Source organism: Microbacterium sp. NPDC090003 (assembly GCF_044748385.1).
Classification (GTDB): domain Bacteria; phylum Actinomycetota; class Actinomycetes; order Actinomycetales; family Microbacteriaceae; genus Microbacterium.
Window position 1 is genome coordinate 570,617 of sequence record NZ_JBIVFW010000001.1, and the last position, 26,694, is coordinate 597,310.

General features: G+C 67.9%; 30 protein-coding genes. 5 read left to right on the forward strand and 25 right to left on the reverse strand.

Annotated elements, in window-relative coordinates:
* Positions 1–18 precede the first annotated feature (18 nt).
* Together ACIPVN_RS02835 and glgB are read left to right on the forward strand one after the other, a co-directional pair.
* Positions 19–1,998, forward strand: coding sequence for an alpha-1,4-glucan--maltose-1-phosphate maltosyltransferase (locus ACIPVN_RS02835; RefSeq protein ID WP_400439171.1), 1,980 nt, complete (start codon positions 19–21; stop codon positions 1,996–1,998).
* Positions 1,995–4,199: a 1,4-alpha-glucan branching protein GlgB gene (gene glgB, locus ACIPVN_RS02840; protein WP_400439174.1), complete on the forward strand. Its 2,205-nt coding sequence runs from the start codon at positions 1,995–1,997 to the stop codon at positions 4,197–4,199. The genes ACIPVN_RS02835 and glgB overlap by 4 nt, the downstream gene beginning before the upstream one ends.
* 24 nt (positions 4,200–4,223) lie before the next feature.
* Here the strand turns inward: glgB and ACIPVN_RS02845 are convergent, their stop codons facing one another.
* Together ACIPVN_RS02845 and ACIPVN_RS02850 are read right to left on the reverse strand one after the other, a co-directional pair.
* Positions 4,224–5,165, reverse strand: a complete 942-nt coding sequence (locus tag ACIPVN_RS02845) for a tetratricopeptide repeat protein (protein WP_400439176.1) — start codon at positions 5,163–5,165, stop codon at positions 4,224–4,226.
* Positions 5,162–7,132, reverse strand: coding sequence for a glycosyl transferase (locus ACIPVN_RS02850; protein ID WP_400439179.1), 1,971 nt, complete (start codon positions 7,130–7,132; stop codon positions 5,162–5,164). Before ACIPVN_RS02850 ends, ACIPVN_RS02845 begins: the two co-directional genes overlap by 4 nt.
* A 179-nt stretch (positions 7,133–7,311) precedes the next feature.
* On the opposite strand from ACIPVN_RS02850, the gene ACIPVN_RS02855 reads away from it, so the two are divergent.
* Complete coding sequence (locus ACIPVN_RS02855; protein WP_400439181.1) at positions 7,312–8,367, forward strand: AI-2E family transporter; 1,056 nt, start codon at positions 7,312–7,314, stop codon at positions 8,365–8,367.
* A gap of 6 nt (positions 8,368–8,373) precedes the next feature.
* Here the strand turns inward: ACIPVN_RS02855 and ACIPVN_RS02860 are convergent, their stop codons facing one another.
* From ACIPVN_RS02860 to rpsB, 9 genes are all read right to left on the reverse strand, one after another.
* On the reverse strand, positions 8,374–9,090 hold the full coding sequence (locus ACIPVN_RS02860; protein WP_400443291.1) for an alpha/beta hydrolase: 717 nt from the start codon (positions 9,088–9,090) through the stop codon (positions 8,374–8,376).
* A gap of 2 nt (positions 9,091–9,092) precedes the next feature.
* Complete coding sequence (locus tag ACIPVN_RS02865; protein WP_400439184.1) at positions 9,093–9,380, reverse strand: hypothetical protein; 288 nt, start codon at positions 9,378–9,380, stop codon at positions 9,093–9,095.
* Positions 9,381–9,389: 9 nt separating this feature from the next.
* Positions 9,390–10,079, reverse strand: coding sequence for a transglycosylase SLT domain-containing protein (locus tag ACIPVN_RS02870; protein WP_400439187.1), 690 nt, complete (start codon positions 10,077–10,079; stop codon positions 9,390–9,392).
* A gap of 47 nt (positions 10,080–10,126) precedes the next feature.
* Positions 10,127–10,699: a DivIVA domain-containing protein gene (locus ACIPVN_RS02875; RefSeq protein ID WP_400439189.1), complete on the reverse strand. Its 573-nt coding sequence runs from the start codon at positions 10,697–10,699 to the stop codon at positions 10,127–10,129.
* Complete coding sequence (locus ACIPVN_RS02880) at positions 10,696–11,835, reverse strand: phosphatidate cytidylyltransferase (RefSeq protein WP_400439192.1); 1,140 nt, start codon at positions 11,833–11,835, stop codon at positions 10,696–10,698. Before ACIPVN_RS02880 ends, ACIPVN_RS02875 begins: the two co-directional genes overlap by 4 nt.
* Positions 11,836–11,841: 6 nt before the next feature.
* On the reverse strand, positions 11,842–12,396 hold the full coding sequence (frr, locus tag ACIPVN_RS02885) for a ribosome recycling factor (RefSeq protein ID WP_247622583.1): 555 nt from the start codon (positions 12,394–12,396) through the stop codon (positions 11,842–11,844).
* A gap of 68 nt (positions 12,397–12,464) precedes the next feature.
* Positions 12,465–13,181 carry a UMP kinase gene (gene pyrH, locus ACIPVN_RS02890; RefSeq protein ID WP_247622584.1) on the reverse strand — a complete coding sequence of 239 codons (717 nt, stop codon included), beginning with the start codon at positions 13,179–13,181 and terminating at the stop codon, positions 12,465–12,467.
* A gap of 91 nt (positions 13,182–13,272) precedes the next feature.
* The gene (tsf, locus tag ACIPVN_RS02895) at positions 13,273–14,100 is read right to left on the reverse strand and encodes a translation elongation factor Ts (protein ID WP_247622585.1); all 828 of its coding nucleotides are present in this window, start codon (positions 14,098–14,100) and stop codon (positions 13,273–13,275) included.
* A gap of 44 nt (positions 14,101–14,144) precedes the next feature.
* A complete protein-coding gene (gene rpsB, locus ACIPVN_RS02900) occupies positions 14,145–15,086 on the reverse strand; it encodes a 30S ribosomal protein S2 (protein WP_400439196.1) in 942 nt (313 codons plus the stop codon).
* 300 nt (positions 15,087–15,386) lie between these two features.
* Between rpsB and ACIPVN_RS02905 the strand changes: the two genes are divergently transcribed.
* On the forward strand, positions 15,387–15,932 hold the full coding sequence (locus ACIPVN_RS02905; protein WP_400439198.1) for a murein hydrolase activator EnvC family protein: 546 nt from the start codon (positions 15,387–15,389) through the stop codon (positions 15,930–15,932).
* Between the two features lie 7 nt (positions 15,933–15,939).
* On the opposite strand, the gene ACIPVN_RS02910 is transcribed toward ACIPVN_RS02905, so the two are convergent.
* From ACIPVN_RS02910 to ACIPVN_RS02950, 9 genes are all read right to left on the reverse strand, one after another.
* The gene (locus ACIPVN_RS02910) at positions 15,940–16,845 is read right to left on the reverse strand and encodes a tyrosine-type recombinase/integrase (RefSeq protein WP_400439200.1); all 906 of its coding nucleotides are present in this window, start codon (positions 16,843–16,845) and stop codon (positions 15,940–15,942) included.
* Positions 16,846–16,903: 58 nt separating this feature from the next.
* Positions 16,904–18,082, reverse strand: coding sequence for a DNA-processing protein DprA (gene dprA / locus ACIPVN_RS02915; protein ID WP_400443293.1), 1,179 nt, complete (start codon positions 18,080–18,082; stop codon positions 16,904–16,906).
* An 8-nt stretch (positions 18,083–18,090) separates the two neighbouring features.
* On the reverse strand, positions 18,091–19,620 hold the full coding sequence (locus tag ACIPVN_RS02920) for a YifB family Mg chelatase-like AAA ATPase (RefSeq protein ID WP_400439203.1): 1,530 nt from the start codon (positions 19,618–19,620) through the stop codon (positions 18,091–18,093).
* Positions 19,617–19,979: a YraN family protein gene (locus ACIPVN_RS02925; RefSeq protein ID WP_400439206.1), complete on the reverse strand. Its 363-nt coding sequence runs from the start codon at positions 19,977–19,979 to the stop codon at positions 19,617–19,619. Before ACIPVN_RS02925 ends, ACIPVN_RS02920 begins: the two co-directional genes overlap by 4 nt.
* Before the next feature lie 115 nt (positions 19,980–20,094).
* Positions 20,095–20,421, reverse strand: a complete 327-nt coding sequence (locus ACIPVN_RS02930; RefSeq protein WP_400439210.1) for a DUF2469 family protein — start codon at positions 20,419–20,421, stop codon at positions 20,095–20,097.
* A 53-nt stretch (positions 20,422–20,474) separates the two neighbouring features.
* Complete coding sequence (locus ACIPVN_RS02935; RefSeq protein WP_400439213.1) at positions 20,475–21,134, reverse strand: ribonuclease HII; 660 nt, start codon at positions 21,132–21,134, stop codon at positions 20,475–20,477.
* Positions 21,131–21,865, reverse strand: a complete 735-nt coding sequence (gene lepB / locus ACIPVN_RS02940) for a signal peptidase I (protein ID WP_400439216.1) — start codon at positions 21,863–21,865, stop codon at positions 21,131–21,133. The genes ACIPVN_RS02935 and lepB overlap by 4 nt, the downstream gene beginning before the upstream one ends.
* A gap of 117 nt (positions 21,866–21,982) precedes the next feature.
* The gene (gene rplS, locus ACIPVN_RS02945) at positions 21,983–22,330 is read right to left on the reverse strand and encodes a 50S ribosomal protein L19 (protein WP_247622595.1); all 348 of its coding nucleotides are present in this window, start codon (positions 22,328–22,330) and stop codon (positions 21,983–21,985) included.
* Positions 22,331–22,497: 167 nt separating this feature from the next.
* Entirely contained in the window at positions 22,498–22,986 is a 489-nt protein-coding gene (locus tag ACIPVN_RS02950; protein ID WP_400439219.1) for an MFS transporter permease, read from the reverse strand.
* A gap of 113 nt (positions 22,987–23,099) precedes the next feature.
* Between ACIPVN_RS02950 and map the strand changes: the two genes are divergently transcribed.
* Positions 23,100–23,882 carry a type I methionyl aminopeptidase gene (gene map / locus ACIPVN_RS02955; protein WP_400439221.1) on the forward strand — a complete coding sequence of 261 codons (783 nt, stop codon included), beginning with the start codon at positions 23,100–23,102 and terminating at the stop codon, positions 23,880–23,882.
* A 13-nt stretch (positions 23,883–23,895) separates the two neighbouring features.
* On the opposite strand, the gene ACIPVN_RS02960 is transcribed toward map, so the two are convergent.
* From ACIPVN_RS02960 to rpsP, 5 genes are read right to left on the reverse strand one after another with little or no spacing between them, the layout of a single operon-like run.
* A complete protein-coding gene (locus ACIPVN_RS02960) occupies positions 23,896–24,636 on the reverse strand; it encodes a class I SAM-dependent methyltransferase (protein WP_400439223.1) in 741 nt (246 codons plus the stop codon).
* Between the two features lie 42 nt (positions 24,637–24,678).
* Positions 24,679–25,374, reverse strand: a complete 696-nt coding sequence (gene trmD / locus ACIPVN_RS02965; RefSeq protein WP_400439226.1) for a tRNA (guanosine(37)-N1)-methyltransferase TrmD — start codon at positions 25,372–25,374, stop codon at positions 24,679–24,681.
* 19 nt (positions 25,375–25,393) lie between these two features.
* Entirely contained in the window at positions 25,394–26,026 is a 633-nt protein-coding gene (gene rimM, locus ACIPVN_RS02970; RefSeq protein WP_400439229.1) for a ribosome maturation factor RimM, read from the reverse strand.
* Positions 26,010–26,240, reverse strand: coding sequence for an RNA-binding protein (locus ACIPVN_RS02975; protein ID WP_400439232.1), 231 nt, complete (start codon positions 26,238–26,240; stop codon positions 26,010–26,012). Before ACIPVN_RS02975 ends, rimM begins: the two co-directional genes overlap by 17 nt.
* A 6-nt stretch (positions 26,241–26,246) precedes the next feature.
* Positions 26,247–26,684 (reverse strand): 30S ribosomal protein S16, encoded by a 438-nt coding sequence (gene rpsP / locus ACIPVN_RS02980; RefSeq protein WP_400439235.1) that lies wholly within the window; start codon positions 26,682–26,684, stop codon positions 26,247–26,249.
* Positions 26,685–26,694: the final 10 nt, after the last annotated feature.

Below are 26,694 nucleotides of genomic sequence, written 5' to 3' on the forward strand. Positions count from 1 at the left end.
GAACCGATCATCGACGGGGTGACCACCGGAAGACTCCCCCTCACGAACACGCAGCCCTCGGTTCCCGGCGGGTTCCCGCCCAAGGCGTTCGCCGGAGAGGTCGTCCCGTTCAGTGTGGTCTCGTTCCGTGAGGGTCACGACATCATCGGCGTCCACCTCCGGCTCACCGCGCCGGACGGCACCGAGAGCCTGCACCGGCTCGCTCCCCGTCAAGACGGCACCGACACCTGGGCGGCGGAGATCGCCCTCGATGCCCAGGGATCGTGGACGTACCGATTCGAGGCTTTCTCCGACGACTTCGCGACGTGGGCGCACGCCGCAGAGCTCAAGGTCGCTGCCGGGGTCGACGTACCTCTGATGGCGACGCTCGGAGCCGAGATCCTCCAGCGCGCGCTGGCGGAGCGCGATCGTCCGGCGGCAGAGCGCAAGCTTCTGACGGCAGCGGCGTCCTCCCTCGCCACGGGGGATGCCGAGACGACCTCTGCACTGTCGACGGATGCCGACCTCGCACGCGTTTTCTCCGATCGCCCCGTCACGACCCTTCGTTCCGCAACGCCGGATCATCGGCTCGTGGTCGACCGCACCGCCGCCGGCGTCGCATCCTGGTACGAGTTCTTCCCCCGCTCCGAAGGCGCCAGGCGCCTGAAGGACGGAACGGTGAAGAGCGGCACCTTCCGCAGCGCGACGAAGCGGTTGTCCGGGGTCGCTGCGATGGGCTTCGATGTGCTCTACCTCGTACCGATCCATCCCATCGGCACGACGAATCGCAAGGGGCGCAACAACACGCTGACCACCGAGCCGGGAGATCCGGGGTCTCCGTACGCCATCGGCGCGGCCGAGGGAGGGCACGACGCCATCCACCCCGAACTCGGCACCGCCGCCGACTTCCGCGCGTTCGTCCGCGCCGCGAAGAAGGAGGGGCTCGAGGTCGCGCTCGATCTCGCCTTCCAGGCGTCTCCCGATCACCCGTGGGTCTCTGCACACCCCGAATGGTTCACCACGCTGCCCGACGGCACGATCGCGTACGCCGAGAACCCGCCGAAGAAGTACCAGGACATCTACCCGCTGAACTTCGACAACGACCCGGCGGGCATCTACGCCGAGATGCTCCGTATCGTGCAGCACTGGGTCGCGCAGGGCGTGAAGATCTTCCGCGTCGACAATCCGCACACCAAGCCCCTGCAGTTCTGGGAGTGGCTCATCGCGACCGTGAACGCTCTGGACCCCGACGTCATCTTCCTGGCCGAGGCGTTCACCCGACCCGCCGTCATGCGCGCGCTCGCCGCCGTGGGCTTCCAGCAGAGCTACAGCTACTTCACGTGGCGCAACACCAAGGCCGAGCTCGAGGAGTTCCTCACCTCGGTGTCGCACGAGACCAGCGACTACATGCGTCCGAACCTCTTCGTGAACACGCACGACATCCTCACCGAGTACCTGCAGTTCGGCGGGCGTGCGGCCTACCGCGTGCGAGCCTGCATTGCCGCGACCGCCGCACCGCTGTGGGGCGTGTACGCCGGTTACGAGCTTCTCGAGAACGTCGCCCGGCCCGGGTCCGAGGAGAACATCGACAACGAGAAGTACGAATACAAGTTCCGCGACTGGGACGGCGCCGAAGCCCGAGGCGAGTCCCTTGCTCCACTCCTGCGCCGGCTGAACGAGATCCGCCGACAGCATCCCGCGCTCCGCCAGCTCCGGAACTTCGACGTGCACTGGAGCGACGACGACCACGTGCTCGTCTACAGCAAGCACCTGGATGCGGCATTCACCGGCACTGACTCCCCCGACACGCTGATCGTCGTCGCCAACGTCGACCCGCACTCCGTCCGCGAGACCACGGTGCACCTCGACACCTCACGCTGGGGTGTTCCCCTCGGCGAGCAGTTCGACGTCGAGGATCTGCTCACGGGAGCGGTCTGGACCTGGTCGGATCACAACTACGTGCGCCTCGACGCCTTCGCCGAGCCCGTGCACATCCTGAAGGTGAGGCACCGCCCATGACTTCCATCGATGACCTGACGGCATCCGCCGAGTGGCAAGCGGTGTCTTCGGGCACCCACCATGACCCGCACGCCGTCCTCGGTGCTCACCCGCGCAAGGATGGTGCCGACCGCACCGTCACGGTGATCCGTGCGCGCCGACCGCTCGCATCGTCCGTCGCGGCCGTCTTCGGTAACGGCCAGCGGCTCGACCTCACGCACGTCGCCCAGGGGATCTGGGAGGCGCAGCACGATGGTCCCCCCGTCCCCTACCGCCTCGCGACGGCATACGGTGACGACGAGGAAACCGTCACCGGCGACCCCTATCGCCACACGCCCACCCTCGGCGACGTCGACATCCATCTGATCGCGGAGGGCCGGCACGAACGACTCTGGCACGTGCTCGGGGCGCACGCCCGCGACATCGACGGAGACGCGGGGGTCGCGTTCGCGGTGTGGGCGCCCAACGCCACCGCCGTGCGCGTGGTCGGCGATCACAACGGATGGAGCGGCGAGTCCCACGCGATGCGCTCCATGGGGGCCAGCGGTGTCTGGGAGCTGTTCGTGCCCGATCTCGAGGTCGGCACCCGCTACAAGTATCAGATCCGCACGCGCTCCGGCGAGTGGATCCTCAAAGCCGACCCGATGGCACAGTGGGCCGAGGTACCGCCGGACACGGCGTCGGTCGTCACGGCATCGTCTTACGGCTGGGGCGACGGTGCATGGATGACCCGGCGCGCCGCCACGCACGCCGTCGCGCAACCACTCTCCGTGTACGAGGTGCACATCGGCTCCTGGCGGGGCGGTCTCGGGTACCGAGACCTCGCCGAGCCGTTGATCGAGCACGTGACGGCGACGGGGTTCACCCACGTCGAATTCATGCCGGTGGCCGAGCATCCGTTCGGCGGGTCCTGGGGCTATCAGGTGAGCGGCTACTACGCGCCCACCAGCCGGTTCGGCACGCCCGACGACCTGCGGTATCTCATCGATCGTCTGCACCAGGCGGGCATCGGTGTGATCATGGACTGGGTCCCCGGTCACTTCCCGAAGGATGCCTTCGCGCTGGCCCGCTTCGACGGCCAGCCCCTCTACGAGCACCCGGACCCGCGTCGTGGCGAGCACCAGGACTGGGGCACCCTCATCTTCGACTACGGGCGCCCGGAGGTGCGGGGGTTCCTCGTGGCCAACGCACTGTACTGGTTCGATGAGTTCCACGTCGACGGCCTGCGAGTCGACGCCGTCGCATCGATGCTCTACCTCGACTACTCGCGCAACGAGGGCGAGTGGGAGCCGAACATCCACGGAGGTCGCGAGAATCTCGAGGCCATCCGGTTCCTGCAGGAGGTCAACGCTACGTCGTACCGCCTGCACCCCGGAATCATGATGATCGCCGAGGAGTCGACGAGCTTCCCCGGGGTGACCGCACCGACCGACCATGCCGGCCTCGGATTCGGGTTCAAGTGGAACATGGGCTGGATGAACGACTCGCTCCAGTACATCGGCCGCGACCCGATGTACCGCGCGCATCACGAGGGCGAGATGACGTTCTCGTTCGTCTACGCCTTCGGCGAGAACTATCTGTTGCCGATCAGCCATGACGAGGTCGTCCACGGCAAGGGCAGCCTCGTGACGAAGATGCCCGGCGATCACTGGCACAAGCTCGCCAACGTGCGCGCCTTCCTCGGCTACATGTGGGGCCACCCCGGAAAGAAACTGCTCTTCATGGGCCAGGAGTTCGGGCAGCTCGGCGAGTGGTCGGAATCACGCGAGTTGGACTGGTGGCTCCTCGACCAGCCGTCGCACGCCCAGCTGCAGGATTTCGTCGCTTCTCTCAACGCCACGTATCGCGTGCAGGCGCCGCTCTGGGCCCGCGACAGCGATGCCGCGTCGTTCTCGCGTCTGGGGGCACCGAGCTGGGATCCGAGCGTGATCGCGTTCGAGCGTCGCGACGCGCACGGCGGTCGCGTCGTCGTCATCAGCAACTTCTCGGGTATCGAGCACGTCGGCTATCGCCTCGAGCTCCCCCGAGAAGGCGTGTGGGAGGAGATCCTCAACACGGATGCCACCACGTTCGGCGGTCGCGGATCGGGGAACCTCGGTGTCGTCGTCGCCCATGCGGAGGACGGCGGTCCAGCGATCACGACGATCACCCTGCCGGCGCTGTCGACGCTGTGGCTCCGTTACCAGGCCGAGCCGCACGTGCCGAGCGTCACGCGCGGCTAGGGGAAAAGTCTCCCCGGGCGACGTTCAGAAGAGGAGCGAGGTCAGTCGGTTCCGCGCCGAGACGACGCGCGGGTCGCCGGCCCCGATGAGGCCGAAGAGCTCCACGAGACGCTCGCGCACGGGTGTGCGCTCGTCCGACGGCAACTGCGCGAAGAGATCGAGGAGTCGACCGAAGGCATCGTCGACGTGCCCGCCCGCGAGATCGAGGTCGGCGACGTCGAACTGCGCGGAGACGTCGAGCGGTGCCGCTGCTGCGGCAGCACGAGCGGTCTGCAGGTCGAGCGACTGCACGCGATCGAGCAACCGCACCTGTCCGAGACCCGCGATAGCGTCCTCATCGCGGGGATTCTCCGCGAGCGCCTTCTCGTACGCGACGATCGCGGCGGCGTAGTCGCCCGCTTCGATCGCGGCGAAGGCTTCGGCGTGGAGCGGCGGCAGTGCGGGTTCCTCGGGAGTCGCGTCCTCCGCGGCCGGCGCGGCGTCGACCGCCAGCGAACCGGTCACGCCGTTCTGCGCGGCGAGCTGAAGCAGCTGCGCGAAGACCGCGCGAACCTGCTCCTCGGGAACGGCGCCGTTGAACATCGGCACGGGCTGTCCGGCGATGAGCGCGACGACCATCGGGATCGACTGCGCACGGAAGCTCTGCGCCAACTGCGGATTCGCATCGACATCGACCTTCGCCAACAACACACGCCCGCCCAGCTCACGGGTGACCTTCTCGATGATGGGGCTGAGCTGTTTGCACGGTCCGCACCACTCGGCCCACAGGTCGACGACGACGGGCACCGTGCGCGAAAGTTCGAGCACCTGCCCGAAGGTCTCGTCGGTCGCATCGATCACGAGATCGGCGAAGGGCGTGCCCGCGGCCGGCGCCGCCGGCCCGCCGGCAGCGGCGGCGGCCGGGCGGTTGCGCAGGCTCGACAGGTCGACGGCACCACGCAGCGCCGCAGGAGACAACTCGGTCACTTGATCACCTCTACGGAAACGAGATCCTGACGCGATGCCAGGAGTTTGATCTGCTCGGTGGATCCCTGCGCGGGAACCGAGAAGAAGAGCTGGAACTCATAGGTCGTCACGACGCCTTTCGCGGACTCCGAGACGCCGGTGAGAGCGTTGGCCTTCGCGTTGTCGCCGAAGCGGATGACCGCGTCGGCGGAGGTCGGCTTGACGGTCTCGGCGTCGGTCAGCGTGATCCCGACGATCGCCCCGCTGTCGAGGGTCGTCATCGAGACGGCCGGGGTATCGGTCGGCGCCATGTCGAAACTGACTTCGGACGTCTCGGCCGCTCCGTTGTCGACGAGGTTCTGTACCACCGTCTGCCGGCTATCGCGGATCGAGGTCGCGAGCTTCTGCGAGAGTTCGTCGAAGAGGCCGTTGGAGGCGCTCTTCTCCCCCGTGTCGACGACGTCCGCGAACGCGGCGGCGAGCTCGCCGGGAGCGATGCTGAGGAAGGCGGAGTCGTCCGGGACGAGCGCGGTGCCGAGCCAGGCGGCGGCGACGTCCGGGAGCACCGCATCCGCCGACATCTCCGCGATATTCGTCACCTTGTAGTTCGACCAGGGATCCTGCTGCGTCATCGTGAGCAGGACGGGTGGGACGGTCTCGTCGTCCGCGCTCTTGGAGAGCAGGAGCGTCGTACGGGGCCACCGATCGGTCGCCTCGGGGAGCACGACCTCCACGTCATCCGTGGGGATCGCGGCGGGAACGGGGGAATCGGCGATCGCGGTGCGCAGCGCATAGTCCGTCGTGCGGGCCGTGAGCGCCGGCCCGTCGAGCCGTGTCTTGGCGAGATCGAGATCGCGGTTCGTGTCGGCCTCGACCAGCGTGGACGAGATCTCGCCGAGGATGCGTTCGGCCTGGGCCTCGGTGACGGCGGGAGGCTTCTGATTCTCGGGGGCAATCACGGTCGGAGTGGGCGACGGGGTCGCCTCGGGAGCGCCCAGTTGCGGCCACGAATCCGACGAGCATCCGGCCGCGAGCACCGCGGTGAGCCCGAGGATCGGTACGACGAGAAGACGGCGACGGCGACGAGCGGGATCTGCGGCCTTCATCGTCGACTTCCCCTCGGTCTTCTCGTCGGTTTTCCCGCCTGCGGGGACGTCGGCCTCATCGACGATCTCGGCATCCTGGACGTCATCGTCAGCGGCCCGCGGCTTCGCCGGGGACGCGCTGCTCTCGATCGCCGCGCGTTCGCCCGCGGGAAGGGAAGCGAGATCGATGGGCTCGGTCACCGGGAGCGGCCCCGGTCCCTTGCGGCGTGGGCCACGACCACGACGCTGGTGACGGATGCCGAGCACGTAGAGGATCAGCCCCACCAGCAGCAGCACACCGCCGCCCACCATGAGCGGTCCCGCGGCCGGGGTGGACGTGTCCAACGGCCAGGACGCCACGATGTCATCGGGCGCGTTCTCGGTCCCGTCGTAGGCGACGAGCACGCTGACGCCCTCGGGGAGACGGAGGTTGTCGAGCGACAGCGAATCGGTATCGCTGAAGGAGTTCAGCCACAGGTCGGATCCGGCCGGGTTACGACCGCCGGCGGCGGGGTCGTCCTCGGCGGTCGGCTCTTCCGTCGCGGCGTCTCCCGAATCGACCGCATCATCCTCGGCGTCAGGCGCGGCGATGTGCTCGACCTGGAAGGATCCGTCGTCGTCGACGGTCACCTGGTTGTAGTCGGAGTCGGCGAGCCATGCCTCCATGTCGGCGGTGCGTCCATAGGCCGAGAAGATCTCTCCGTCACCCTGGATCAGCAGCGTCTGCGCGCCGGGGTGGGCGCGCAGCACATCCCCGTCGAGCAGGATGAACGGCGCAGGCTCTTCGATCTGCACCTTCTCCTGCACCGAATCCGGCCCCATGAAGATGGTGCGCTGAGCGATGCCGGCACCGATCAGGGCCGCGGCCAGGACGAAGGCCACGACGGCCCATACGAAACGCACGAATAGTCTCCTCACGCATCCCGCACGATCGGCCGGGACGCAACACTCGACATTTCAGACTAGCGAAACCACCTGTGTGTTGCCCACAAGGGTGATTCCCAGAGTGAGCGACGGCACGTCGCGCGGGCGGGCCCCTCGTCGATCGGTAGCCTGGCAGCACCCCGACACGAGGAGTCGAGATGAAGATCCACAATCCCTTCCGCACCGCCCTGGTGGCGACGCTCGGAGTGGGCCTCGGCATCCTCCTGATCGGAAGCCTGCAGAACCTCTCGACCGTGCTGCTCTACGTCGGCACCGCGCTTTTCCTCAGCCTCGGTCTCGATCCGGTGGTCGCTTTCCTCGAACGACGGAAGCTCCCGCGCTGGCTCGCGGTGCTCGTGACGATCCTCGGAGTGCTGGGCGTCTTCGCCGGAATCGTTCTGATGGTGCTCCCCATCCTGGTCGACCAGATCAGCCAGCTCGTCCGCCGCATCACCTTGTTCTTGCAGAGCACCTACATCGGAGATGTGAAGGACTGGATCAGTAACGTCTTCCCGGGCCTGCAACCGTCGTTCATCGATGACACGTTCACACGAGCGACCGACTGGCTGCTCGAGAACTGGGGAACGATCACCGAGAGCGTGATCGTCGTCGGTACGTCGATCATCACCGGGCTGTTCGGCGCCTTCATCGTCCTGATCCTCACGGTGTATCTGACGGCATCCACTCCGTCGCTCAAGCGTGCCGTCTACCAGCTCGCACCGGCATCGAAGCGTGAGCGCTTCATCGATCTGGCCGACCAGATCACCGATTCGGTGGGTTACTACGTCATGGGTCAGGTCTCGCTCGGCGTGATAAACGGGGTGCTGAGCACGATCTTCCTCTCGATCATCCAGGCGCCCTTCCCCGCCGTGCTCGCGGTCATCGCGTTCTTCTTCTCGCTCATCCCGCTCGTGGGAACCCTGACCGGCTCCACGCTCATCGTGCTCATCTGCCTGATCCCGGGTCTCGGTTCCCCCGCGACCGCGATCGCGGCCGGCATCTACTACCTGATCTACATGCAGATCGAGGCGTACGTGATCTCTCCGCGCATCATGAGCCGCGCCGTGTCGGTGCCGGGAGCGGTGGTCGTAGTCGCCGCCCTCGCCGGAGGCAGCCTGCTGGGGCTCCTCGGAGCGCTCATCGCGATCCCCGTCGCGGCGAGCATCCTGATCATCTACCGCCAGGTACTCATCCCCCGTATGAACGAGCTCTGACGCCGCTCAGCGCGCGGGTGGCCACTCGGTCGGCAGCGGAAGTGCCGTCGGGTGGACGGCTGCGACGATCTCGGTGAGCACGCGCCGCGTCTGCGACTCCCCCACCCAGAGGTGCTTGCCGCCGTCGACGGCGATCAGCGTCGCATGCGGGATCGACGCGAAACGTTCACGCGCCTCCTCGGGCCGGAGGTAGTCGTCGAACTCGGGGACGAGGATGACGACCGGTCGATCGAACCGGGCCCACGCGGCGACCTCCTCGTCGGTCGCCCGGTGCAGAGGCGGCGAGAGCAGGATGACACCCTCGATATCGTGCTCGCGTCCGTACTTGAGAGCGAGCTCCGTGCCGAAAGACCATCCGAGGAGCCAGGGGCGTGGCAGCCCCCGCTCACGGACGAAGTCCACCGCCGCGGCGACATCGAATTGCTCCGCCGCACCGCCGTCGAACGCCCCTTCGCTCGTGCCACGGGGTGACGTCGTTCCCCGCGTGTTGAACCGAAGAACGGCGAGGTCGGCGAGAGCAGGAAGGCGCGCCGCGGCCTTGCGCAGAATGTGCGAGTCCATGAATCCCCCCGCGGTGGGGAGCGGATGCAGGGTCACGAGCGTCGCGACGGGTTCCGCGGCTTCGGGGAGAGCGAGTTCGCCGACGAGGGTGAGTCCGTCGGCGGTACGCAGCTCTATGTCTTCACGCTGTGCGGGTAGTTCGAGCGGTCCACGGATCTCGATGGTCACGATTGCCTCCAACAGTGTGTGTGCCAGTGCCTGCGCGCGGCGAGGTCAGCGGCATCGCCGAGCACTCCATCGGCCCGCCAAGCCACGAGATGGGCGGTACCCGGTTCGATCGTGCGGGAGCACCCGGGGCATACGTAGGCCTTCTGAGCCTGGATCGCCGATACGGGCTGCACGGTCCACTCCGCACCGCGACGGGTCTCGGTGCGCTTCCACCCCGCGAGGAGGCGTTCGAAGGACTCGTCGGCCTCAGATCGCGGAGGAGGCCGCCTGCGGGAGCGGGGCATCGTGCCTGCTCACCACCAGTGGTTGTTGATCCAGAAGTTGTAGGCGCCGGCCCAGCTGCCGTAACGCCCCGTCGCGTAACCGCTCGCCCAGCGCAGGTTGTCGACCGGATCGTAGCCGTTGCCCGGTACCTTGCTGCAGGGCAGGGCCTGCACGAGGCCGCAGGCACCCGAACTGCTGTTGGTGGCGTTCGGGTTCCAACCGCTCTCGCGCGACACGACGTAATCGACGTAGCCCCAGTCGCCTTCGGCGATGCCGGCGGCAGCCATCCAGTCCGCCGGGGCTCCGCCACCTGTGTAGAAGAGCGGGGCCGCGGGGGCCGTCGCTCCCGAGTTCGAGTCGGAGGCCGTCGTCGGCGTGGGCGTGGGCGTCGGCTTCGGCGTCACGTAGACCTCGAAGGACCCGCGCTCGACCGGAGCGATCTCGGCACCCTCGACCGTGACGGTCAGATTCTGGGTGTCTTCGAGTGCGACGGAGTAGGCGCTGTCCGGCGTCTCCTGCTCGGGCGGATCCGCGAGGGCGACGGCGGTCGGTGCGACCATCGCGGCCGCGAAACCGACGACGGCGAGCGACGCGAACGCTGCGACCACTCCGCGGCGACGCGACCATCGACGAGTACCACGATGCGCGGAATTCGCCGTCGCCACCGGTACCGGCGAGGCGTCACGTCGTGCGGGTGTCATGTCGTTTCGGGAGTTCACGATGGTCGACAGTCTACGCAAGACTGCCTGGGACGGCCATGAGAAGGTCAGCGGACGGCGAGGATCACGTCGATCGTCGCGTCGATCAGGGCGTCCACCTGCTCCTCGCGGTAACCGCCGCGCTGCATACGGAAAGCCGCCGACCGCAGCTGTTCCGCACTCAACGCGTCACCGTCGCGAAGGTAGCGCACGATGCGCGTCGCCACGTGGTCGACCTCGTCGACGCGGTATCCGAAGGTGAGCGCACCCGTGCGGGCGAAACGATGGCGGCGCGGTCGCGCGAGGTGGTCGAGGATCACCTGAGCCTCGTCGCGTGCCTGCTCGACCCAGACGCCGGCGCCCTCGGATCGCACGGCACGGTCACGCTCTCGCGCCGCGAAAGCGTCCTCGACGCGGCTCAGGGCTGCGTCGACGTCACCCACCACGTAGCCACCCTTCACGAGCGGGAACGAGGCTGTGCGCACATCGGCCGCGCCGAGGTCTCCCCCGTGTTCGAACGCTGCGCGAGCCGAAGCGAGAAAGGTGTCGACCGCCGCGGGGTGATAGCCCTTGACGCGCCCGGTGGTGACGGCGAAGGCCGCGCGGGAGGGCTGTTGCTCTTCGGTCTTCTGGTCGTTCATGACAGCACCACCCAGGGAGAGAGGAGGAGGTAGAGGCAGAGGGCGGGGACCGTGGACGGCAGGATGCTGTCGAGCCGATCGAGCAGACCGCCGTGTCCCGGTAGCCAGGAGCTCATGTCCTTGATTCCGAGATCGCGCTTGAGCATCGACTCGCCGAGATCGCCGAGCGTCGCCGACAGCAGGATGGCGGCACCGAACACGAGCCCACCCCACCACGGCAGTTCGAGCAGATAGATCGCGAGCAGCACACCCGCGGTCAGCGAGGCGACGACCGCTCCGGCGAACCCTTCCCAGGTCTTCTTGGGGCTGATCCTCGGAGCCATCGGATGCCGCCCGAAGGCGAGGCCGGCCGCATAGGCGCCGGTGTCGGCCGCGACCGCGATGGCGATGAAGCCGAGCACCCACCACTGGCCGCCCTCCTGCCCGAGCAGGATCAGCGCGACGGCTGCGAGGAACGGAACGTAGACCTGCACGAAACCGCCGATGACGGCATCCGCGAGTACATCACCGTAGGTGCGGCCGTCCTGGGCGAACATCTGCGCGATGAGCCTCCACACGACGACGAACGCCACGGCGAGGAAAAGCACGATCCAGCACAGCCAGATATCTGCGAAATAGCCGGAGAGCACGAGCGCGGCGGCAGCGACCAGCTGCGGGACCACGTCGATGCGGCGCCCCGACGCCCGGAGCGCCCGCGCGAGCTCATAGACCCCGAGCAGGGCAGCGGCCAGGGCGAACGGGACGAAGAGCACCTTGATGAACAGGAGGGAACCGAGAAGGGCCGCTCCGAACGCGAGGCCGATGAGGATCGCGAGCACGAGGTCGCGACCCGTGCGCTGCTTGATCCGCTCGTTGGCCTGGTCGATCTGATCCCGGGCATGCGAGACGTGACTGCCGAACTCGTCGCGCTTCGCGCGCCACTGTTCACGGATCGCATTGTGGTCCGCCGTGTCGATCATGTCGGGAATCACCGCAGCCGGCCCTTCCGGGAGAGGGGGCCGGGGCGGGACGAGCGAGGCGTCGAAGCCGGGAAAGGCCTCGTCCGCCAACGGGATGCCCGAGTCCGGCGTCGTCGCGTCTCGCGCCTCACGGCGGGTCAGCGGCGCACCGTCCTCGGAATCTCGCGTGTCAGACATCCGTCCTCACACCTCGAGGAGTTCTGCCTCTTTGCGCTTGAGCGCGTCGTCGATGAGGTCGACGTGCTGGCGGGTGAGAGCATCGAGCTCCTTCTCGCCACGCGCGATCTCGTCTTCACCGACCTCGCTCTTGAGCGCATCGAGGTCGTCCTTCGCCTTACGGCGGATGCCGCGGACGTGGACCTTCGCGTCCTCGCCCTTCGACTTGACGAGCTTGACGTACTCCTTGCGACGGTCGGCGGTGAGCTCCGGCATCGTCACGCGCACCAGATTGCCGTCGTTCGTCGGGTTCGCCCCGAGATTCGGCATGTCGCGGATGGCCTGCTCGATCGCCTTGAGCGCCGACTTGTCATACGGCGTGATGACGAGGGTGCGCGCCTCCTGGTTGACCATCGAGGCCAGCTGGCCGATCGGGGTCGGCGTTCCGTAGTAGTCGACGAGGACCTTCTGGAAGAGCTGGGGATTTGCGCGACCGGTGCGCACCGTGGAGAAGTCCTCCTTGGCAGCTTCGACCGCCCGGTCCATGCGGGTGGTGGTTTCAGCGAGGACGTCCGCGATCACGGTGACTCCTATCGTCGGGGTGTTCTGCAAATTCTATCGGGCGAAGCCTTCTCCGCCGCGTCACACACTCAGGTCGTGACCAGGGTACCGATCGGCTCCCCGAGGAGGGCGCGCGTCACGTTGCCCGCGGGCTCCATGCCGAAGACGCGCATGTTCATGTTGTTGTCCATGCACAGGCTGAACGCGGTCGAATCGACGACCTTCAGGCCCCGCTGCAGCGCGTCGCTGTAGGTGACTCGCTCGATGCGCTCGGCATCCGCGTGCTTGTTGGGGTCTGCCGTATAGATGGCGTCGACGCCGTTCTTCGCGACGAGGACCTCCTCGGCGCCGATCTCGAGTGCGCGCTGAGCGGCGACCGTGTCGGTCGAGAAGTACGGGAGGCCGGCACCCGCGCCGAAGATCACGACACGGCCCTTCTCGAGGTGGCGCTCCGCCCGGCGAGGGATGTAGGGCTCGGCGACCTGCGTCATGGAGATCGCGGACTGCACACGCGTCGCCGCCCCGGCCTGCTCGAGGAAGTCCTGCAGCGCGAGCGCGTTCATCACGGTTCCGAGCATGCCCATGTAGTCGGCGCGCCCGCGGTCCATGCCGCGCTGGCTCAGTTCGGCACCGCGGAAGAAGTTGCCCCCACCCACGACGATGGCGACCTCGACGCGGTCGACCGCTGCGGCGATGTCCCGTGCGATCTGGCCGACGACATCCGGGTTGACACCCAGCTGACCGGCGCCGAATGCCTCTCCGGACAGCTTGAGAAGGACGCGGCGGCGTCCGGTGCGTTCGGTCATGGGTGTTGTCCTCTCGTCCCGATTCAAGATAGTGCCTTCTGGGCATGAAGAAGGGGTTCGGATCTCACCGATCCGAACCCCTTCGACTCTGCTAAGCGCCGACCTTGAAGCGCGCGAAGTCCGTCACGGTGATACCGGCGTCCTTCGCCACCTGGGCGACGGAGAGCTTGTTGTCCTTGGCGTAGTCCTGCTCCAGCAGGGCGACCTGCTTGATGAACGCGGAGACGCGGCCTTCGACGATCTTGGGCAGAGCCGCTTCGGGCTTTCCCTCGTTGCGCGAGATCTCGGTGACGATCTCCCGCTCCTTCTCGACGGCATCAGCCGGAACGTCCTCACGGGAGAGGTACGACGGGTTGGCGAACGAGATGTGCTGCGCGATGCTGCGAGCGGTGTCCGCGTCGTCACCCGAATAGGCGACGACGACACCGATCTGCGGCGGCAGGTCCTTGCTCGTGCGGTGCAGGTAGACCTCGACGTTGTCGCCGGCGATCGTGCGCACGCGACGAAGCTCGACCTTCTCGCCGATGATCGCAGCCTCTTCCGAGATCAGCTGCTCGACGGACTGACCCGCCGCGTCGGCAGCAAGGGCTGCCTCGACCGAGTCGGCCTTGACCGCTGCGGCAGCGTCGGCGACCTTGTCGGCCAACGCGATGAAGCGGTCGTTCTTGGCGACGAAGTCGGTCTCGCACGCGAGCTCGATCAGCGTCACGGCACCGGCCTGCTCGCGAGCGACGACGAGTCCCTCGCTGGTCGAGCGGTCAGCGCGCTTCGCGTTGCCCTTCGCACCCTTGAGACGCAGGATCTCGGTGGCCTTCTCGACGTCTCCGTCGGCCTCCTCGAGCGCCTTCTTGGTGTCGACCATTCCCGTACCGAGCTGCTCACGCAGCGCCTTGAGGTCAGCGATGGTGAAGTTGGCCATGTGTGGTGGCTCCTTGCTTCGTGATGTGTGTGGTGGTCGCGGGATTACTTGGCGTCTGCGGCCTCGGCGGCGGCGACCTCAGCGGTCTCCTCACCGGAAGCGGCGGCGATCGCCTCGTCGTGAGCCTCGGCACCGGCCGCGTCGGCAGCGGTCTCGTCGGCAGCGGGCGTCTCGACGACTGCGGCCTCGTCGGCAGCGGTCTCGACGGCGGCGGCGTCGGCGGACTCCTGCACCGGAGCCTCGAGGAGCTCGCGCTCCCAGTCGGCGAGCGGCTCGGCGTCACCCGTCTCGGGGTTGTGCTTCTGCTGCAGGCCCTCGGCCGCGGCGTCGGCGATGATACGCGTCAGCAGCGAGACCGAACGGATCGCGTCATCGTTGCCGGGGATCGGGTACTGGAAGTCGTCCGGGTCGGCGTTCGTGTCGAGGATACCGATCACGGGGATGCCGAGCTTCTTGGCCTCATCGATCGCGAGGTGCTCGCGCTTGGCGTCGACGACCCAGATGGCCGACGGCGTCTTGGTGAGGTTGCGGATTCCACCGAGCGACTTGTGCAGCTTGTCGAGCTCGCGCTTCTTGAGCAGGAGCTCCTTCTTCGTGAAGCCGCTGTTCGCAGGGGTCTCGTAGTCGAGTTCCTCGAGCTCCTTCATACGCGCGAGGCGCTTGGAGATCGTCTGGAAGTTCGTGAGGAGCCCACCGAGCCAGCGCTGGTTGACGAACGGCTGGCCGACGCGGGTGGCCTGCTCGGCGAGGATCTCCTGTGCCTGCTTCTTGGTGCCGACGAAGAGGATCGTGCCGCCGTGGGCGACGGTCTCCTTGACGAAGTCGTAGGCCTTGTCGATGTAGCCGAGCGACTGCTGCAGGTCGATGATGTGGATGCCGCTGCGCTCGGTGAGGATGAAGCGCTTCACCTTCGGGTTCCACCGACGGGTCTGGTGTCCGAAGTGCACGCCGCTGTCGAGCAGCTGGCGGATGGTGACCACAGCCATGGTCGTCTCCTTGTTCTGGCGCGGTGCGCCGTTGAGGTTTTCGCCGATCGTTCGATCGGACTTCCTGGTGCCCGGCGCACACCCGCCTTCCGAGGAAGGACCTGTGGGAGTGGATGCCACGACCGGAGTCGCTCTGGGCACGCGTAGTCACCCCGATTTCGAGGTGCCCGTCCAGCATACAGGACAACGACCACCGGTCCTGCTCTCCACAGACGACACCGTCGAGCACTTCTCCCCCGCCTCCGGGCCGGGAACTCGCCCCTGCACCTCGGTCGCCGCAGCGACCCGCAGACTCTCGGGATGACCACGCCCCGAGGCATCGTTCTGATCGCCGCTCTCCTCGTCGCTCTCGCAGTCGGTGGGTCCAATCCTGCGATCGCCGCCGGTGGGGCCGGCTCCTCCGTCCAGCCGGACTCGTCGGAGAACGAGGCCGCCTGGCGCTGGCCCATCGACGGGCCCCGATCCGTGACAGCGCCGTACCGAGCACCCGCTCACGCCTATGGGGCCGGCCATCGCGGCATCGACATCGCCGGCGTCGTGGAACAGGAGGTGCGAGCACCCGCGGACGGCATCGTGGCCTTCCGGGGAACCGTCGTCGACCGTCCGCTGCTCACGATCGACCACGGCTCCGGATACGTGTCGACCTTCGAGCCGCTCGATTCATCCCTGAGTCCCGGCGATACCGTCACAGCGGGAGACGTCGTGGGGGTCGTCGCGCAGGGTGGGCACAGCGTGGTCGGGACGCTGCACGTGGGTGTGCGTCTCGACGGTGTGTACCTCAATCCGCTCCTGCTGTTCGGCACACCGCCCAGAGCAATCCTTCTGCCGTGCTGCGCCGGTTCGTGACGACCGCTCAGGCGCGCGGGTGCGCGAGTCGGTAGGTGGCGCTCAGCCGCTCGGCGGAGACATGCGTGTAGATCTGCGTGGTCCCGAGGCTGGCGTGGCCGAGGATCTCCTGCACGGCGCGCAGGTCGGCGCCGCCGTCGAGGAGATGAGTCGCCGCCGTGTGTCGGAGTGCATGCGGACCGACCGTCGTCGTCCCCACGAGGGGTCCGAGCACGTCCGCTACCAGTGAGTAGACCGCGCGCGGCCCGATGCGGCCCCCACGGCTGCCGAGGAAGACGGCGGGGCCGGCAGCATCACTCCGGGCGACGAGCGCCGGCCGCGCGCGCCGCAGGTACGCGTTCAACGCCTCACGGGCCGGCACCCCGAAGGGCACGACGCGCTCCTTGGCGCCTTTGCCGAGCACGCGAGCGGTGCGGCGATCGACGTCGAGATCGTCGATGTCGAGTCCGCAGAGCTCGGAGACGCGGATGCCCGCGCCGTAGAGCGTCTCGAGGATCGCATGGTCTCGAAGAGCGATCGGGTCTGATCCCGCGTTGGCGCGGATGCGGTGCTGCTCCAGAAGCGAACTCATCGCGTCTTTCGAGGCGACGACCGGCAGGCTGCGACCGCGCTTCGGAGCGATCAGGCGCAGGCTCGGATCGTGCGCGATGATCTCGTGCTCGGTCGCCCAGGCGAAGAGCGATCGTGCGGCGGCGGCGCGGCGCGCCAATGTCGACCGCGCGTCTCCTCGCTGAGTCGCATTCCACAACCAGTCTCGGAGCACGTCGAGATCGACATCGTCGATCGCGATGTCTCCTGCCGACGCCGTCAGATCACGCAGGTCCGAGCGGTAGGCGCGCACGGTGGCCGCCGATAGCCGGCGCACCCGCTCGAGGTACTCCGTGAAGGCCTGAACGGCGGCGGCGAGCTGCATGGCTCCAGCATGCACCGCATGCCGGTGCAGGCGATCGCACCTCGCCGTCGCCGACCGATCACCGGGTCGCCGCGCGCACCCATCCCGCATCCGACCGTTTCAGGACGCCCTCCAGTTCGAGCAGACCGAGCAGCGCTCGCACCCGGTCGGGGTCGAGACCGCTGCGCCGACAGATCTCCATGGCGTCGAGAGGCCTTCGCGACCCCAGCGCGTCGAGCAATCGGGTGTGATCGGGATCCGTGGGGCGGGAGGCCGACGCCTCCCGCGCGTCGTCGCCCCAGAGTTCGCGGACCTCTGCCGCGCTGGTCACACAGCGCGCGTCGTACTCTCGGAGAAGGCGATGGCACCCGGCTGAGGCCGCTGAGGTCACCGGGCCAGGGACGGCTCCGAGTGGTCTCCCCAGCGCCGCCGCATGGCCCGCCGTGTTGAGGGATCCACTCCGCCACCCTGCTTCGATGACGATGGTCGCCTGACTCAGTGCCGCGATCAGGCGGTTGCGCGCCAGGAAGCGCCACTTCGTCGGTGCGGCACCGCACGGCAACTCGCTGACGACCGCTCCGTGCGCGACGATTCGCGTGAAGAGCTCCTGATGCCCGGAGGGGTAGGCGCGATCCACACCGCCTGCGAGGAACGCGATGGTCGGTCCACCCACTCCGAGAGCCGCCCGATGTGCGACGCCGTCGATGCCGTATGCGCCACCCGAGACGACCGTGGCGCCACCCGCAGCCAGATCCCCGGCGATCTCGGCGGCCACGTGCTCCCCGTACCCGGTCGCGGCGCGGGCACCGACGATGGCCACCCGCGGGGTCGCCGTCAGCAGTCGGGTGTCACCGCGGACCCACAGGGCCGGGGGCGCGTGGTCCCCCAGGTCGTCCAGCGATCCCGGCCACTCCGGGTCGCCGGGGATCACCAGGCGTGCACCGACCTGGTGCGCACCGCACAACGCGTCGACCAACGCTCGGGTCTGCGCACGCGGCTGCCAGCGCGCCCTCCCTTCCGCCAACGCTCGACGCGCCCGTACGGAGCCCTCCACTCGGCCATCCGCCACACTCGGCGCGTCGAGTGCCAGCTCCAGGGCAGCGACGGCACCGAGTTCACGGATGAGCGCGCCCGCGACACCGTCGCCCGGTTCCGCGAGCACCGACCAGGCCGCGCGGGCGATCGCCTCCGTCGACGGTCCGGTCTCACCGGATCGCAGGGCGGACGCTGCGCGTGCGACCTCCGGGTCGTCGATCATCGCGCGAGTCACGGCGTCATCCCTCTCTTGAGCAGCAATGCCCGACCGACCTCGTCCTGTCGAGGACGTTCGAGTCCGGCGAGGTCGGCCATCGTCCACGCCAGCCGCAACACTCTGTCGTAGCCGCGCAGGGTCAGCGCTCCCCGCTCGAGTGCGCGATCGAGCGGCTCGCGATCCGCGGCGTCCAGTCGGAACTCGCCCTGCCGGAGCCACGTGCCGGGGATGTCGGCGTTCCGCGACCACGGCGTTCCCGTCCATCTCGCGGCCGCACGGCCCCGCGCATCGGCGACGCGTCGTCGAGCGTCCGCCGTGGAGAGCTCGGCGCGGCCACCCGCCGTCGCGCGCGCAGCGGCCACGCGCGCGACACGCAGTTCGATGTCGACACGGTCGCGCAGCGGCCCGGAGAGACGGGTCGCATATCGCCTGATCGCCTGCGCCGGACATGTGCATTCCGCGCCCCGCACTCCATAGTTGCCGCACGGACAGGGATTCGTCGCGAGCAGGAGTTGGAAGCGCGCGGGGAACCGTGCGGTGAACCCCGAGCGGATGACCTCGATCGCGCCGGACTCCAGCGGCTGGCGAAGCGCGTCCAGAGCCACCCTGGTGAACTCGGCTGCCTCGTCGAGGAACAGCACGCCGCGGTGCGCGCGCACGATCGCACCGGGGCGTGCGCCCCGCGATCCGCCGCCGACCAGCGCGGCGACGGATGCGCTGTGATGCGGTGCCTCGATCGGAGGAGTCCGGTCGAGGGAGACCACCCGGTCCCCCATCAACGAGCGGATCGAGGCGACCTCGAGGGCTTCGCCTTCGGTGAGCGGTGGGAGGATTCCGGGCAGACGTCGCGCGAGCATCGTCTTGCCGGCGCCGGGGGGACCGCTGAGGAGCATGTGATGTCCGCCCGCTGCGGCGACCACGAGCGCTTCGACCGCCGACTCCTGACCCACGATGTCCGCGAGGTCCAGCGACTCGCTCAGCTCCTCTCCTCCCGTCGGGGTCTCCCCGACGGGAGTATCGGGGATCTCGACGTCGGCCCCGTGCCACACCGCCACCTCCGCGAGCGAGCTGGCCCCGCGCACCTCGATCCCGGTCACCAATCGTGCTTCGGCGGTGTTGGCCTGCGGCACGATCACCCGCTCGAACCCTGCCCTCGCCGCCGCGAACACGGCGGGGAGAACTCCGGCCACCGGCCGGACACGACCGTCGAGACCGAGCTCGCCGATGTGCACGGTGCTGCGGATCGATCGCGGTGAGATCGCATCCCCCGCAGCGAGCGTGGCGACGGCGACCGCGAGATCGAAGCCCGATCCGTGCTTCGGGAGGCTGGCCGGCGACAGGTTCACCGTCATCCTCCGCCGCGGCAGGTCGAGTCCGGAGTTCTTGCAGGCGTTGTGCACGCGTTGCACCGCCTCGCCGAGCGACTTGTCGGGGAGTCCGATGATCTTGAAGTCCGGCGTCTGGTTCGACAGGTCCGCCTCGACCTCGACCATGTGCCCGTCAACTCCGGTGATGGCGACCGCCCAGGTGCGCGTGGTGCTCATACGAGATCCGCCACGTGCTCGAGCGACCCGGCCGCCGGGTCAGGACCCACGATCCCCACCACGTCGAGGCGGATGCGACGCCCCCGCGCTTCAGAGGGGTGCGCGACGGCCCATGCATGGGCGAGCCCCCACATCCGCCGCTTCTTGCGTGCGTCGATCGCTTCGAACGGATGACCGTACCCGATCGTCCGACGCGTCTTCACCTCGACGAAGACGAGATCCTCGCCCTGGAGCGCCACGATGTCGATCTCACCTTGCGCGCAACGCCAATTGCGCTCCAGGAGTGTGTACCCGGCGCCGACGAGATGTCGCGCCGCCCGTTCTTCCCCGGCTCTGCCGAGGTCATCCTTCGCTGCCATTCCGCCAGCATGCCGATCGGGGCGCCTGCGGAGCGGGGCGTTCTCCGGACATCCACCGCACGGCGAAAAGCCGGCGCTCAGAGGTCAGTCGTGCAGGAGAGGTGCGGTTTTCGATTTACTCGCCGTCGAGCGAGAGTTCCTGGGGAATTTCGAACTCCCGACGCTGCAGCTCCTCGACGTTGACGTCCTTGAAGGTCAGCACACGCACGGCCTTCACGAATCGATCGGCGCGGTAGATGTCCCACACCCACACATCGCTCATCGAGATCTCGAAGTAGAAGTCGTGCTCGGTGTCGCGCCGCACGACGTTGACATCGTTCGCCAGGTAGAACCGACGCTCGGTCTCGACGACGTACTGGAACTGCGAGACGACGTCTCGGTACTCGCGGAACAGCGCGAGCTCGAGCTCGCGGTCGTAGTCGTCGAAGGCTTCCTCATCCATGGTGCTTCCATCCTAGGGTCGCAATGGCCCACGTGCGGCACCGCACCCGGCGCTCAGAACAGAGCGGGAGCATCGGTGATCGCCCACGAGGCGCGATGCAGCGGGGAGAGACCGAGCGTGCGGATCGCGTCTCGGTGCTCGGTGCTGGCATATCCCTTGTTGCGATCCCACTGGTACTGGGGGTACTCGGCATGCATTTCGGCCATGTGCGCGTCACGAGCGACCTTCGCGATCACGGATGCGGCCGAGACCGATGCGCAGTCCCGATCGCCCTTGATCACGGGGCGCACGTCGAGTGCGGAATGATGCACGGCCGAGAGATAGTCATGGTTGCCATCGAGCAGCACGACCGCGCCCACGGTCGACGTTCCCTGCGCGACGACGGCATCGACTGCACGCGAGGCGGCCAGACCCAACGCCCGGATGATGCCGACCTCGTCGACCTCCGCGGCGCTCGCCCATCCGACCGACGAGGCGCGCACCCACGCCGTCGCCCGCTCCGCGACGTCGGGCCGACGTCGCTCGGTGACGAGCTTGGAGTCGCGGAGCCCCTCGGGCACACGGCGTCGCGCGCCGGCGGCATCCATCACCGCCGCACCCACCGCTACCGGTCCTGCGAGCGCTCCGCGACCGACCTCGTCGAGCGAGATGATCAGGGAACAGTCGCCGAGGATGCGCCGCTCGAGCGCGAGGGTCGGGGAAACCACCGTCATTCGTCGTCCGGAACGCTGTCGAAGGCCTGGTGGTGTCCGTCTATCGCACCGATCCGACCGAAGGGCCAGGTCGTCAGGAAGGCCTTCCCCACGACGTTCGACAGGGGGACGAAACCACCACTGGGAAGCTCCTGATGCGCTCTCGAGTCCCGCGATCGAGTGCGATTGTCGCCGAGGAGCCACAGTGAGTCCTCGGGCACGACGACGTCGAAAGGCTCGTTCGAGGCCGCGGTGTTGCCGTCGGGGAGGTTCAGGTAGTCGAGCTCGTCGATCGGAGCACCGTTGATCGTGATCTGACCGAGCGCATTGCAGCACACCACATGATCGCCGGGGAGACCGATGATGCGCTTGACGAGATGGTCCTGCGAATCGGAGGCGGAGATGCCGATGAATGTCAGCACGCCGTCGATCGCCTGCACGAGCGGCGGGGATGCCGGCGGCTGCGGCTGATCGCCGAGCCATCCGCCCGGGTCCTGGAAGACGACCACGTCACCGCGCTCGTACCCCGTCCACCGAGGTGTGAGCTCATCGACGAGGATCCGGTCGTTGACCATGAGCGTTCGCTCCATGGATGCCGACGGGATGTAGAACGAGCGGACGATGAAGGTCTTCACCACGAACGATACGAGCGCGGCGATCAGAATGATGATGAGCACGTCGCGCAGGAAGACCAGAAGTCCACGGCGCCGCCTCGTGCCCGTGGCGGGCGCGGCGGAGGGTTCAGAGGTCATCGGCTTCCTTCGTCAGTCGTGCGTGCCATCGAGCGGCAGTAACAAGGTTCGCATACGGCGGAGAAAACACAGCACCCCAGGACATCGTGTCCTGGGGTGCTGTGGAGATGCGACGACTCAGCGGTCGCGCTTCTCCTTGATCTTCGCCTTCTTGCCACGCAGCTGGCGCAGGTAGTAGAGCTTCGCGCGACGGACGTCACCGCGGGTGACGACCTCGATGTGGTCGATCACCGGCGAGTGCACCGGGAAAGTACGCTCGACGCCGACCTGGAAGCTGATCTTGCGGACCGTGAAGGTCTCACGCACGCCGTCGCCCGAGCGGCCGATGACGACACCCTGGAAGACCTGGATACGCGAGCGGCTGCCCTCGGTGATGTTGACGTGCACCTTGACGGTGTCACCGGGGAAGAAGTCCGGAATGTCCGAACGGAGGGAGGCCGCGTCTACGGCGTCGAGGATCTGCATGATCGTCTCTTTCTGCACTCGCCTCAGGTCGCATGCATGGTGGAAGGAACAAGAATGGGTGTGCACCGTACGGGGCCGAAGCATCCGCGGGTTCCCCTGAGGCAGAACCGGTCACGGCACAAACATCCATTCTGCCATGAATGAACGCAGCCGCCAAAACACGCGTCTCAGGCGAGCGGGTCCTTCTCCTGCACGATGATGACCTCGCGCGGGCGGGGCTCCGGCGCCGAGTCGTCGGATGCCGGGAACGAGGACCAGGCGATCGTCTCGCGGAACCGCGCTCCGTTCTCCTTCGCCTCCTTCCAGAGCTGCCAGCCCTGCAACCAGACGAGGGCGAGGCCGACGATCACCGCGGCGGTCAGCAACCACGGGAAGGCCCTGGGGATGAAACATCCGACCGCGATGGTGAGTCCGTGCCAGAGTGTGAACCCTGCCACGTCCCACCACGACACGGCACGGTCGGTGCGCACCGACGGGCGCGAGCGGGTGAGGAGCGTGAGCAGGAGCTGCCCGAGGAACACCGAGGGAATCGCGATGAAAAGCACCCAGAGGATGGCCCATCCTCCCTGGAACACGCCCCATCCGACGAGGAGCCACAGGGGCAGGAGGAAGGCCGCCGGCAGGAGCCAGCGGAAGAACGCCCGTCGCAACCACATGCTCCGATGGTATGCCGATGGGCGGCGCCTCGCAGGGCTGTTCGCTCTGAGCGCGGGAAAGCCGCATCCGCCCGGATCGGGGAGAATGGACGAGGACGAGAGGACTCCCCCGAATGATCGAACTGCGCACCCCTGCCGAGATCGACGAGATGCGCGCCGCCGGCCGCTTCGTCGCGGAGACACTGGCCACATTGCGCGCCGATACGAAGGTCGGGACCAACCTCCTCGCCATCGATCGTCGCGCCCATGACCTGATCCGTCAGCGCGGTGCAGAGTCCTGCTATATCGACTACCACCCCTCCTTCGGTGCGAGCCCCTTCGGGAAGGTCATCTGCACTTCGGTGAACGACGCAGTGCTTCACGGCCTCCCCCATGACTACACGTTGCGCGACGGCGACCTCGTCTCGCTCGACTTCGCCGTATCCGTAGACGGGTGGGTGGCCGACTCCGCCGTGTCGTTCGTGGTCGGCGCCCCGCGCGACGAGGACCTCCGGTTGATCGACACGACCGAGCGCGCATTGGATGCCGCGATCGCCGCGGCCGTCGTCGGCAACCGGATCGGCGACATCTCGGCGTCCATCGCGGCCGTCGCCCATCGCGAGGGGTACTCGATCAACACCGACTTCGGCGGGCACGGAGTGGGACGCACAATGCACGGTGATCCCCATGTGGCGAACGACGGTCGCGCCGGCCGCGGATTCCCGCTCCGGGACGGACTCGTGCTCGCGCTCGAGCCCTGGTTCCTCGCGACGACCGACGAGCTGGTGACCGACCCCGACGGCTGGACTCTGCGCAGCGCCGATGGTTCGCGCGGCGCGCACTCGGAGCACACCGTCGCGATCACCGCGGAAGGCCCCATCGTGCTGACCGACCGATCGTTCCTCGGGGTCGACTGAGCATTCCCGGCGGTTACGCGATTCGGCGGTATCTGTAGACCTCGGTGAGCTGCGGGAGTTCCAGCTCCGTCTGCCCACTCGTGTCAGGGTCTTCGTCGAGGACTCTGTCGATCGCCGCGAGCATCGCGGCCTTCGTTCGGCCGTCGGCGACGAGGAGGCTGCTGACGGTGCCCCACCGGCGCAGGTAGTCGTCGCGGGTGATCTCTTCGGACCATGCGACCACCGCACGCGAGTCGAACTCGAAACCGGGAAGATCCTCGGCGGCGCTCCCGGTCGTCTGGTCGTTCTCCCCCACAGCCGGATGAGCGATGCGGTGCGCAGCGCGGTCCCAGGCGCAGGTGGGATCGGAGTGGTTCCAGACCAGCCCGAGGACGCCGCCGGGCGCGAGGACGCGAGCGATCTCCGCGCACGCCGCCTCGGGCTCGAACCAATGGAACGCCTGCGCCACCGTGACCGCGTCGACCGAGGCATCAGAGAGGGGGATGCTCTCGGCCGTGCCGAGATGCGCGGCCACATCGACCAGCTTCGCCCGCAGCACGTCGAGCATCGGCTCGGACGGCTCGACCGCCTGGACGTAGGTCGCGCGACCGACCAGGAGTTCGGTGAACTTGCCGGTTCCGGCAGCGAGATCCAGCGCGGTACCGACCTGCTCCGGCAGGATCAGGTCGGCGGCGGCATCCGGAAAACCCGGTCGATAGCGGTCGTACTCCACCCCGATGGTCTGAAAGGAATCCGCGAGCGTTCGATCCACCATCCTCGGACGCTATCACCGAAAGGATCGAGCTTCACCGCCCCCTCAGTCGGCGTCGTCGACGAGCAGGTCGGGTCGACGCGCACGGGTGCGCTCGAACTGCTGCTCACGGCGCCACTGCGCGATGCGCGCATGGTTGCCGCTGAGCAGCACCTCCGGAACGGCGCGCTCTCGCCAGACCGCCGGCTTCGTGTACGAGGGGTACTCCAGCAGCCCGTCCTCGTGCGATTCCTCCACAAGGCTCTCGGGATTCCCGACGACACCCGGCACCAGGCGTCCGACGGCCTCGATCATCGCCATCGTCGCCACCTCGCCACCGTTGAGCACGTAGTCGCCGAGACTGATCAGACGCACCTCGCCGAGGGCAGCGGCGTACTCGAAGACCCGCTCGTCGATGCCCTCGTACCGGCCACAGCCGAAGACGAGGTGTTCGCGCGTCGCGAGATCGCGCGCGGTCGCCTGCGTGAAGACCTCACCGGCCGGCGACGGGAAGATGATCGTCGGACGTTCGGTTGCGCCGGCGACCTCATCGAGCGCGAGCCCCCAGGGCTCCGGCTTCATGACCATTCCGGCGCCGCCGCCATACGGGGTGTCATCGACCGTGCGGTGGCGGTCCGACGTCCAGCCGCGGAGGTCGTGGACGTTCAGGTCGAGGATGCCCGCGTCGCGCGCCTTGCCGAGCAGGGAGAGCGTGAGACCGTCGAAGTACGACGGGAAGATGGAGAGGACGTCGATGCGCACGGGAGTGACCTCTCAGCGGCTACTCGGCCACCGGGGAATCCTCGGCGGCCACCGAGTCGTCGGATGCGGCTGATTCGTCGTCGGCATCCGGGAGCTCCTCGAAGAGCCCCGGCGGCGGGGTGACGATCACTCGTCCCGCGGGGACATCGACGGTCGGAACGATCGCCGAGACGAACGGCACCATGATCTCCGTGTCGCCGGATCTGACGATGAGGAGATCCTGCGCAGGAAAATGCTCGATGCGCTGGACGCGACCGACCACGGCGCCGTCGCGAACGACATCGAGGCCGACGAGCTGGTGGTCGAACCATGCGTCGTCCTCGGTCTCGTCGACGTCTTGGTCGATCCAGAGGATGGCCCGCACGAGGCCTTCCGCGGCGGTGCGGTCGTCGACATCGTCGAAGAAGGCGACCGGATTGCCGTTCATCACCCGGTACTCGCGAACCGTGATGGTCTTGCCGTGCCACGGAGACGCCTCGGGCACCTGCAGAGTGAACTCGGCTCCCGTGACGAAGCGACGCTCCGGGTTGTCGGTGTACAGCTCGAGCTTGAGCCCGCCCTTGAGGCCATGGGCCTTCACGAGGCGCCCCACTCGGAGCTGGTTCTTGCCCTGTGGGGTGTCCTGCGGCACCACGTCAGTCGTCCGCGACATCGACGCGCACGCGACGGCCGTCGGCCAGGGCGGCGACGAGCGTACGGAGCGCCTTCGCGGTGCGGCCGCCGCGCCCGATCACGCGTCCACGGTCATCGGGATGCACACGCACCTCGAGGAGATCGCCTCGCGGCGACGTGGATCCGGTGATACGCACATCCTCCGGGTGATCGACGATCCCCTTGACGATGTGTTCGAGCGCGGCGGCGAGCACGACGGATTACTCTGCGTCGGCGGCGGGAGCCTCGGCGGCCTCCGCGTCGGCGGCGGCGGCGGGAGCCTCCTCAGCGGGAGCCTCCACCTTCTTCTCCGCCTTGGGCTTGACGACGGACTTCTTCGAGGAGTCGACCTCGAAAGCGGCCTTCGGCTCGGCGACCTTGAGGGTCGACTTCGCGTCGGCATCGCCCTTGAACTTGCCCCAGTCACCCGTGATCTTGAGGATCGCGGCGACCTGCTCGGTCGGCTGCGCGCCGACGGAGAGCCAGTACTGCGCACGCTCGGAGTCGACCTCGATGAACGAGGGCTCCTCGGTGGGGTGGTACTTGCCGATCTCCTCGATCACGCGACCATCGCGCTTGGTGCGCGAGTCGGCGACGACGATGCGGTAGTACGGCGCACGGATCTTGCCCAGGCGCTTGAGACGAATCTTGACAGCCACGATTCTCCTG

What these genes read in the sequence shown, in the direction of transcription:
- ACIPVN_RS02910 (WP_400439200.1), bottom strand. Translation starts at nt 16,845, where the DNA reads ATGCAGCTCGCCGCCGCCGTTCAGGCCTTCACGGAGTACCTCGAGCGG.
- ACIPVN_RS02920 (WP_400439203.1), bottom strand. Translation starts at nt 19,620, where the DNA reads ATGAGCACCACGCGCACCTGGGCGGTCGCCATCACCGGAGTTGACGGG.
- rimM (WP_400439229.1), bottom strand. Translation starts at nt 26,026, where the DNA reads ATGTCGCGGACGACTGACGTGGTGCCGCAGGACACCCCACAGGGCAAG.
- rpsB (WP_400439196.1), bottom strand. Translation starts at nt 15,086, where the DNA reads ATGGCTGTGGTCACCATCCGCCAGCTGCTCGACAGCGGCGTGCACTTC.
- ACIPVN_RS02875 (WP_400439189.1), bottom strand. Translation starts at nt 10,699, where the DNA reads ATGAACGACCAGAAGACCGAAGAGCAACAGCCCTCCCGCGCGGCCTTC.
- ACIPVN_RS02880 (WP_400439192.1), bottom strand. Translation starts at nt 11,835, where the DNA reads ATGTCTGACACGCGAGATTCCGAGGACGGTGCGCCGCTGACCCGCCGT.
- tsf (WP_247622585.1), bottom strand. Translation starts at nt 14,100, where the DNA reads ATGGCCAACTTCACCATCGCTGACCTCAAGGCGCTGCGTGAGCAGCTC.
- ACIPVN_RS02925 (WP_400439206.1), bottom strand. Translation starts at nt 19,979, where the DNA reads ATGGCAGCGAAGGATGACCTCGGCAGAGCCGGGGAAGAACGGGCGGCG.
- ACIPVN_RS02930 (WP_400439210.1), bottom strand. Translation starts at nt 20,421, where the DNA reads ATGGATGAGGAAGCCTTCGACGACTACGACCGCGAGCTCGAGCTCGCG.
- ACIPVN_RS02950 (WP_400439219.1), bottom strand. Translation starts at nt 22,986, where the DNA reads ATGTGGTTGCGACGGGCGTTCTTCCGCTGGCTCCTGCCGGCGGCCTTC.
- glgB (WP_400439174.1), top strand. Translation starts at nt 1,995, where the DNA reads ATGACTTCCATCGATGACCTGACGGCATCCGCCGAGTGGCAAGCGGTG.
- lepB (WP_400439216.1), bottom strand. Translation starts at nt 21,865, where the DNA reads ATGACCTCTGAACCCTCCGCCGCGCCCGCCACGGGCACGAGGCGGCGC.
- ACIPVN_RS02960 (WP_400439223.1), bottom strand. Translation starts at nt 24,636, where the DNA reads ATGGTGGATCGAACGCTCGCGGATTCCTTTCAGACCATCGGGGTGGAG.
- ACIPVN_RS02935 (WP_400439213.1), bottom strand. Translation starts at nt 21,134, where the DNA reads ATGACGGTGGTTTCCCCGACCCTCGCGCTCGAGCGGCGCATCCTCGGC.
- rplS (WP_247622595.1), bottom strand. Translation starts at nt 22,330, where the DNA reads ATGCAGATCCTCGACGCCGTAGACGCGGCCTCCCTCCGTTCGGACATT.
- ACIPVN_RS02905 (WP_400439198.1), top strand. Translation starts at nt 15,387, where the DNA reads ATGACCACGCCCCGAGGCATCGTTCTGATCGCCGCTCTCCTCGTCGCT.
- pyrH (WP_247622584.1), bottom strand. Translation starts at nt 13,181, where the DNA reads ATGACCGAACGCACCGGACGCCGCCGCGTCCTTCTCAAGCTGTCCGGA.
- dprA (WP_400443293.1), bottom strand. Translation starts at nt 18,082, where the DNA reads ATGATCGACGACCCGGAGGTCGCACGCGCAGCGTCCGCCCTGCGATCC.
- ACIPVN_RS02855 (WP_400439181.1), top strand. Translation starts at nt 7,312, where the DNA reads ATGAAGATCCACAATCCCTTCCGCACCGCCCTGGTGGCGACGCTCGGA.
- map (WP_400439221.1), top strand. Translation starts at nt 23,100, where the DNA reads ATGATCGAACTGCGCACCCCTGCCGAGATCGACGAGATGCGCGCCGCC.
- ACIPVN_RS02865 (WP_400439184.1), bottom strand. Translation starts at nt 9,380, where the DNA reads ATGCCCCGCTCCCGCAGGCGGCCTCCTCCGCGATCTGAGGCCGACGAG.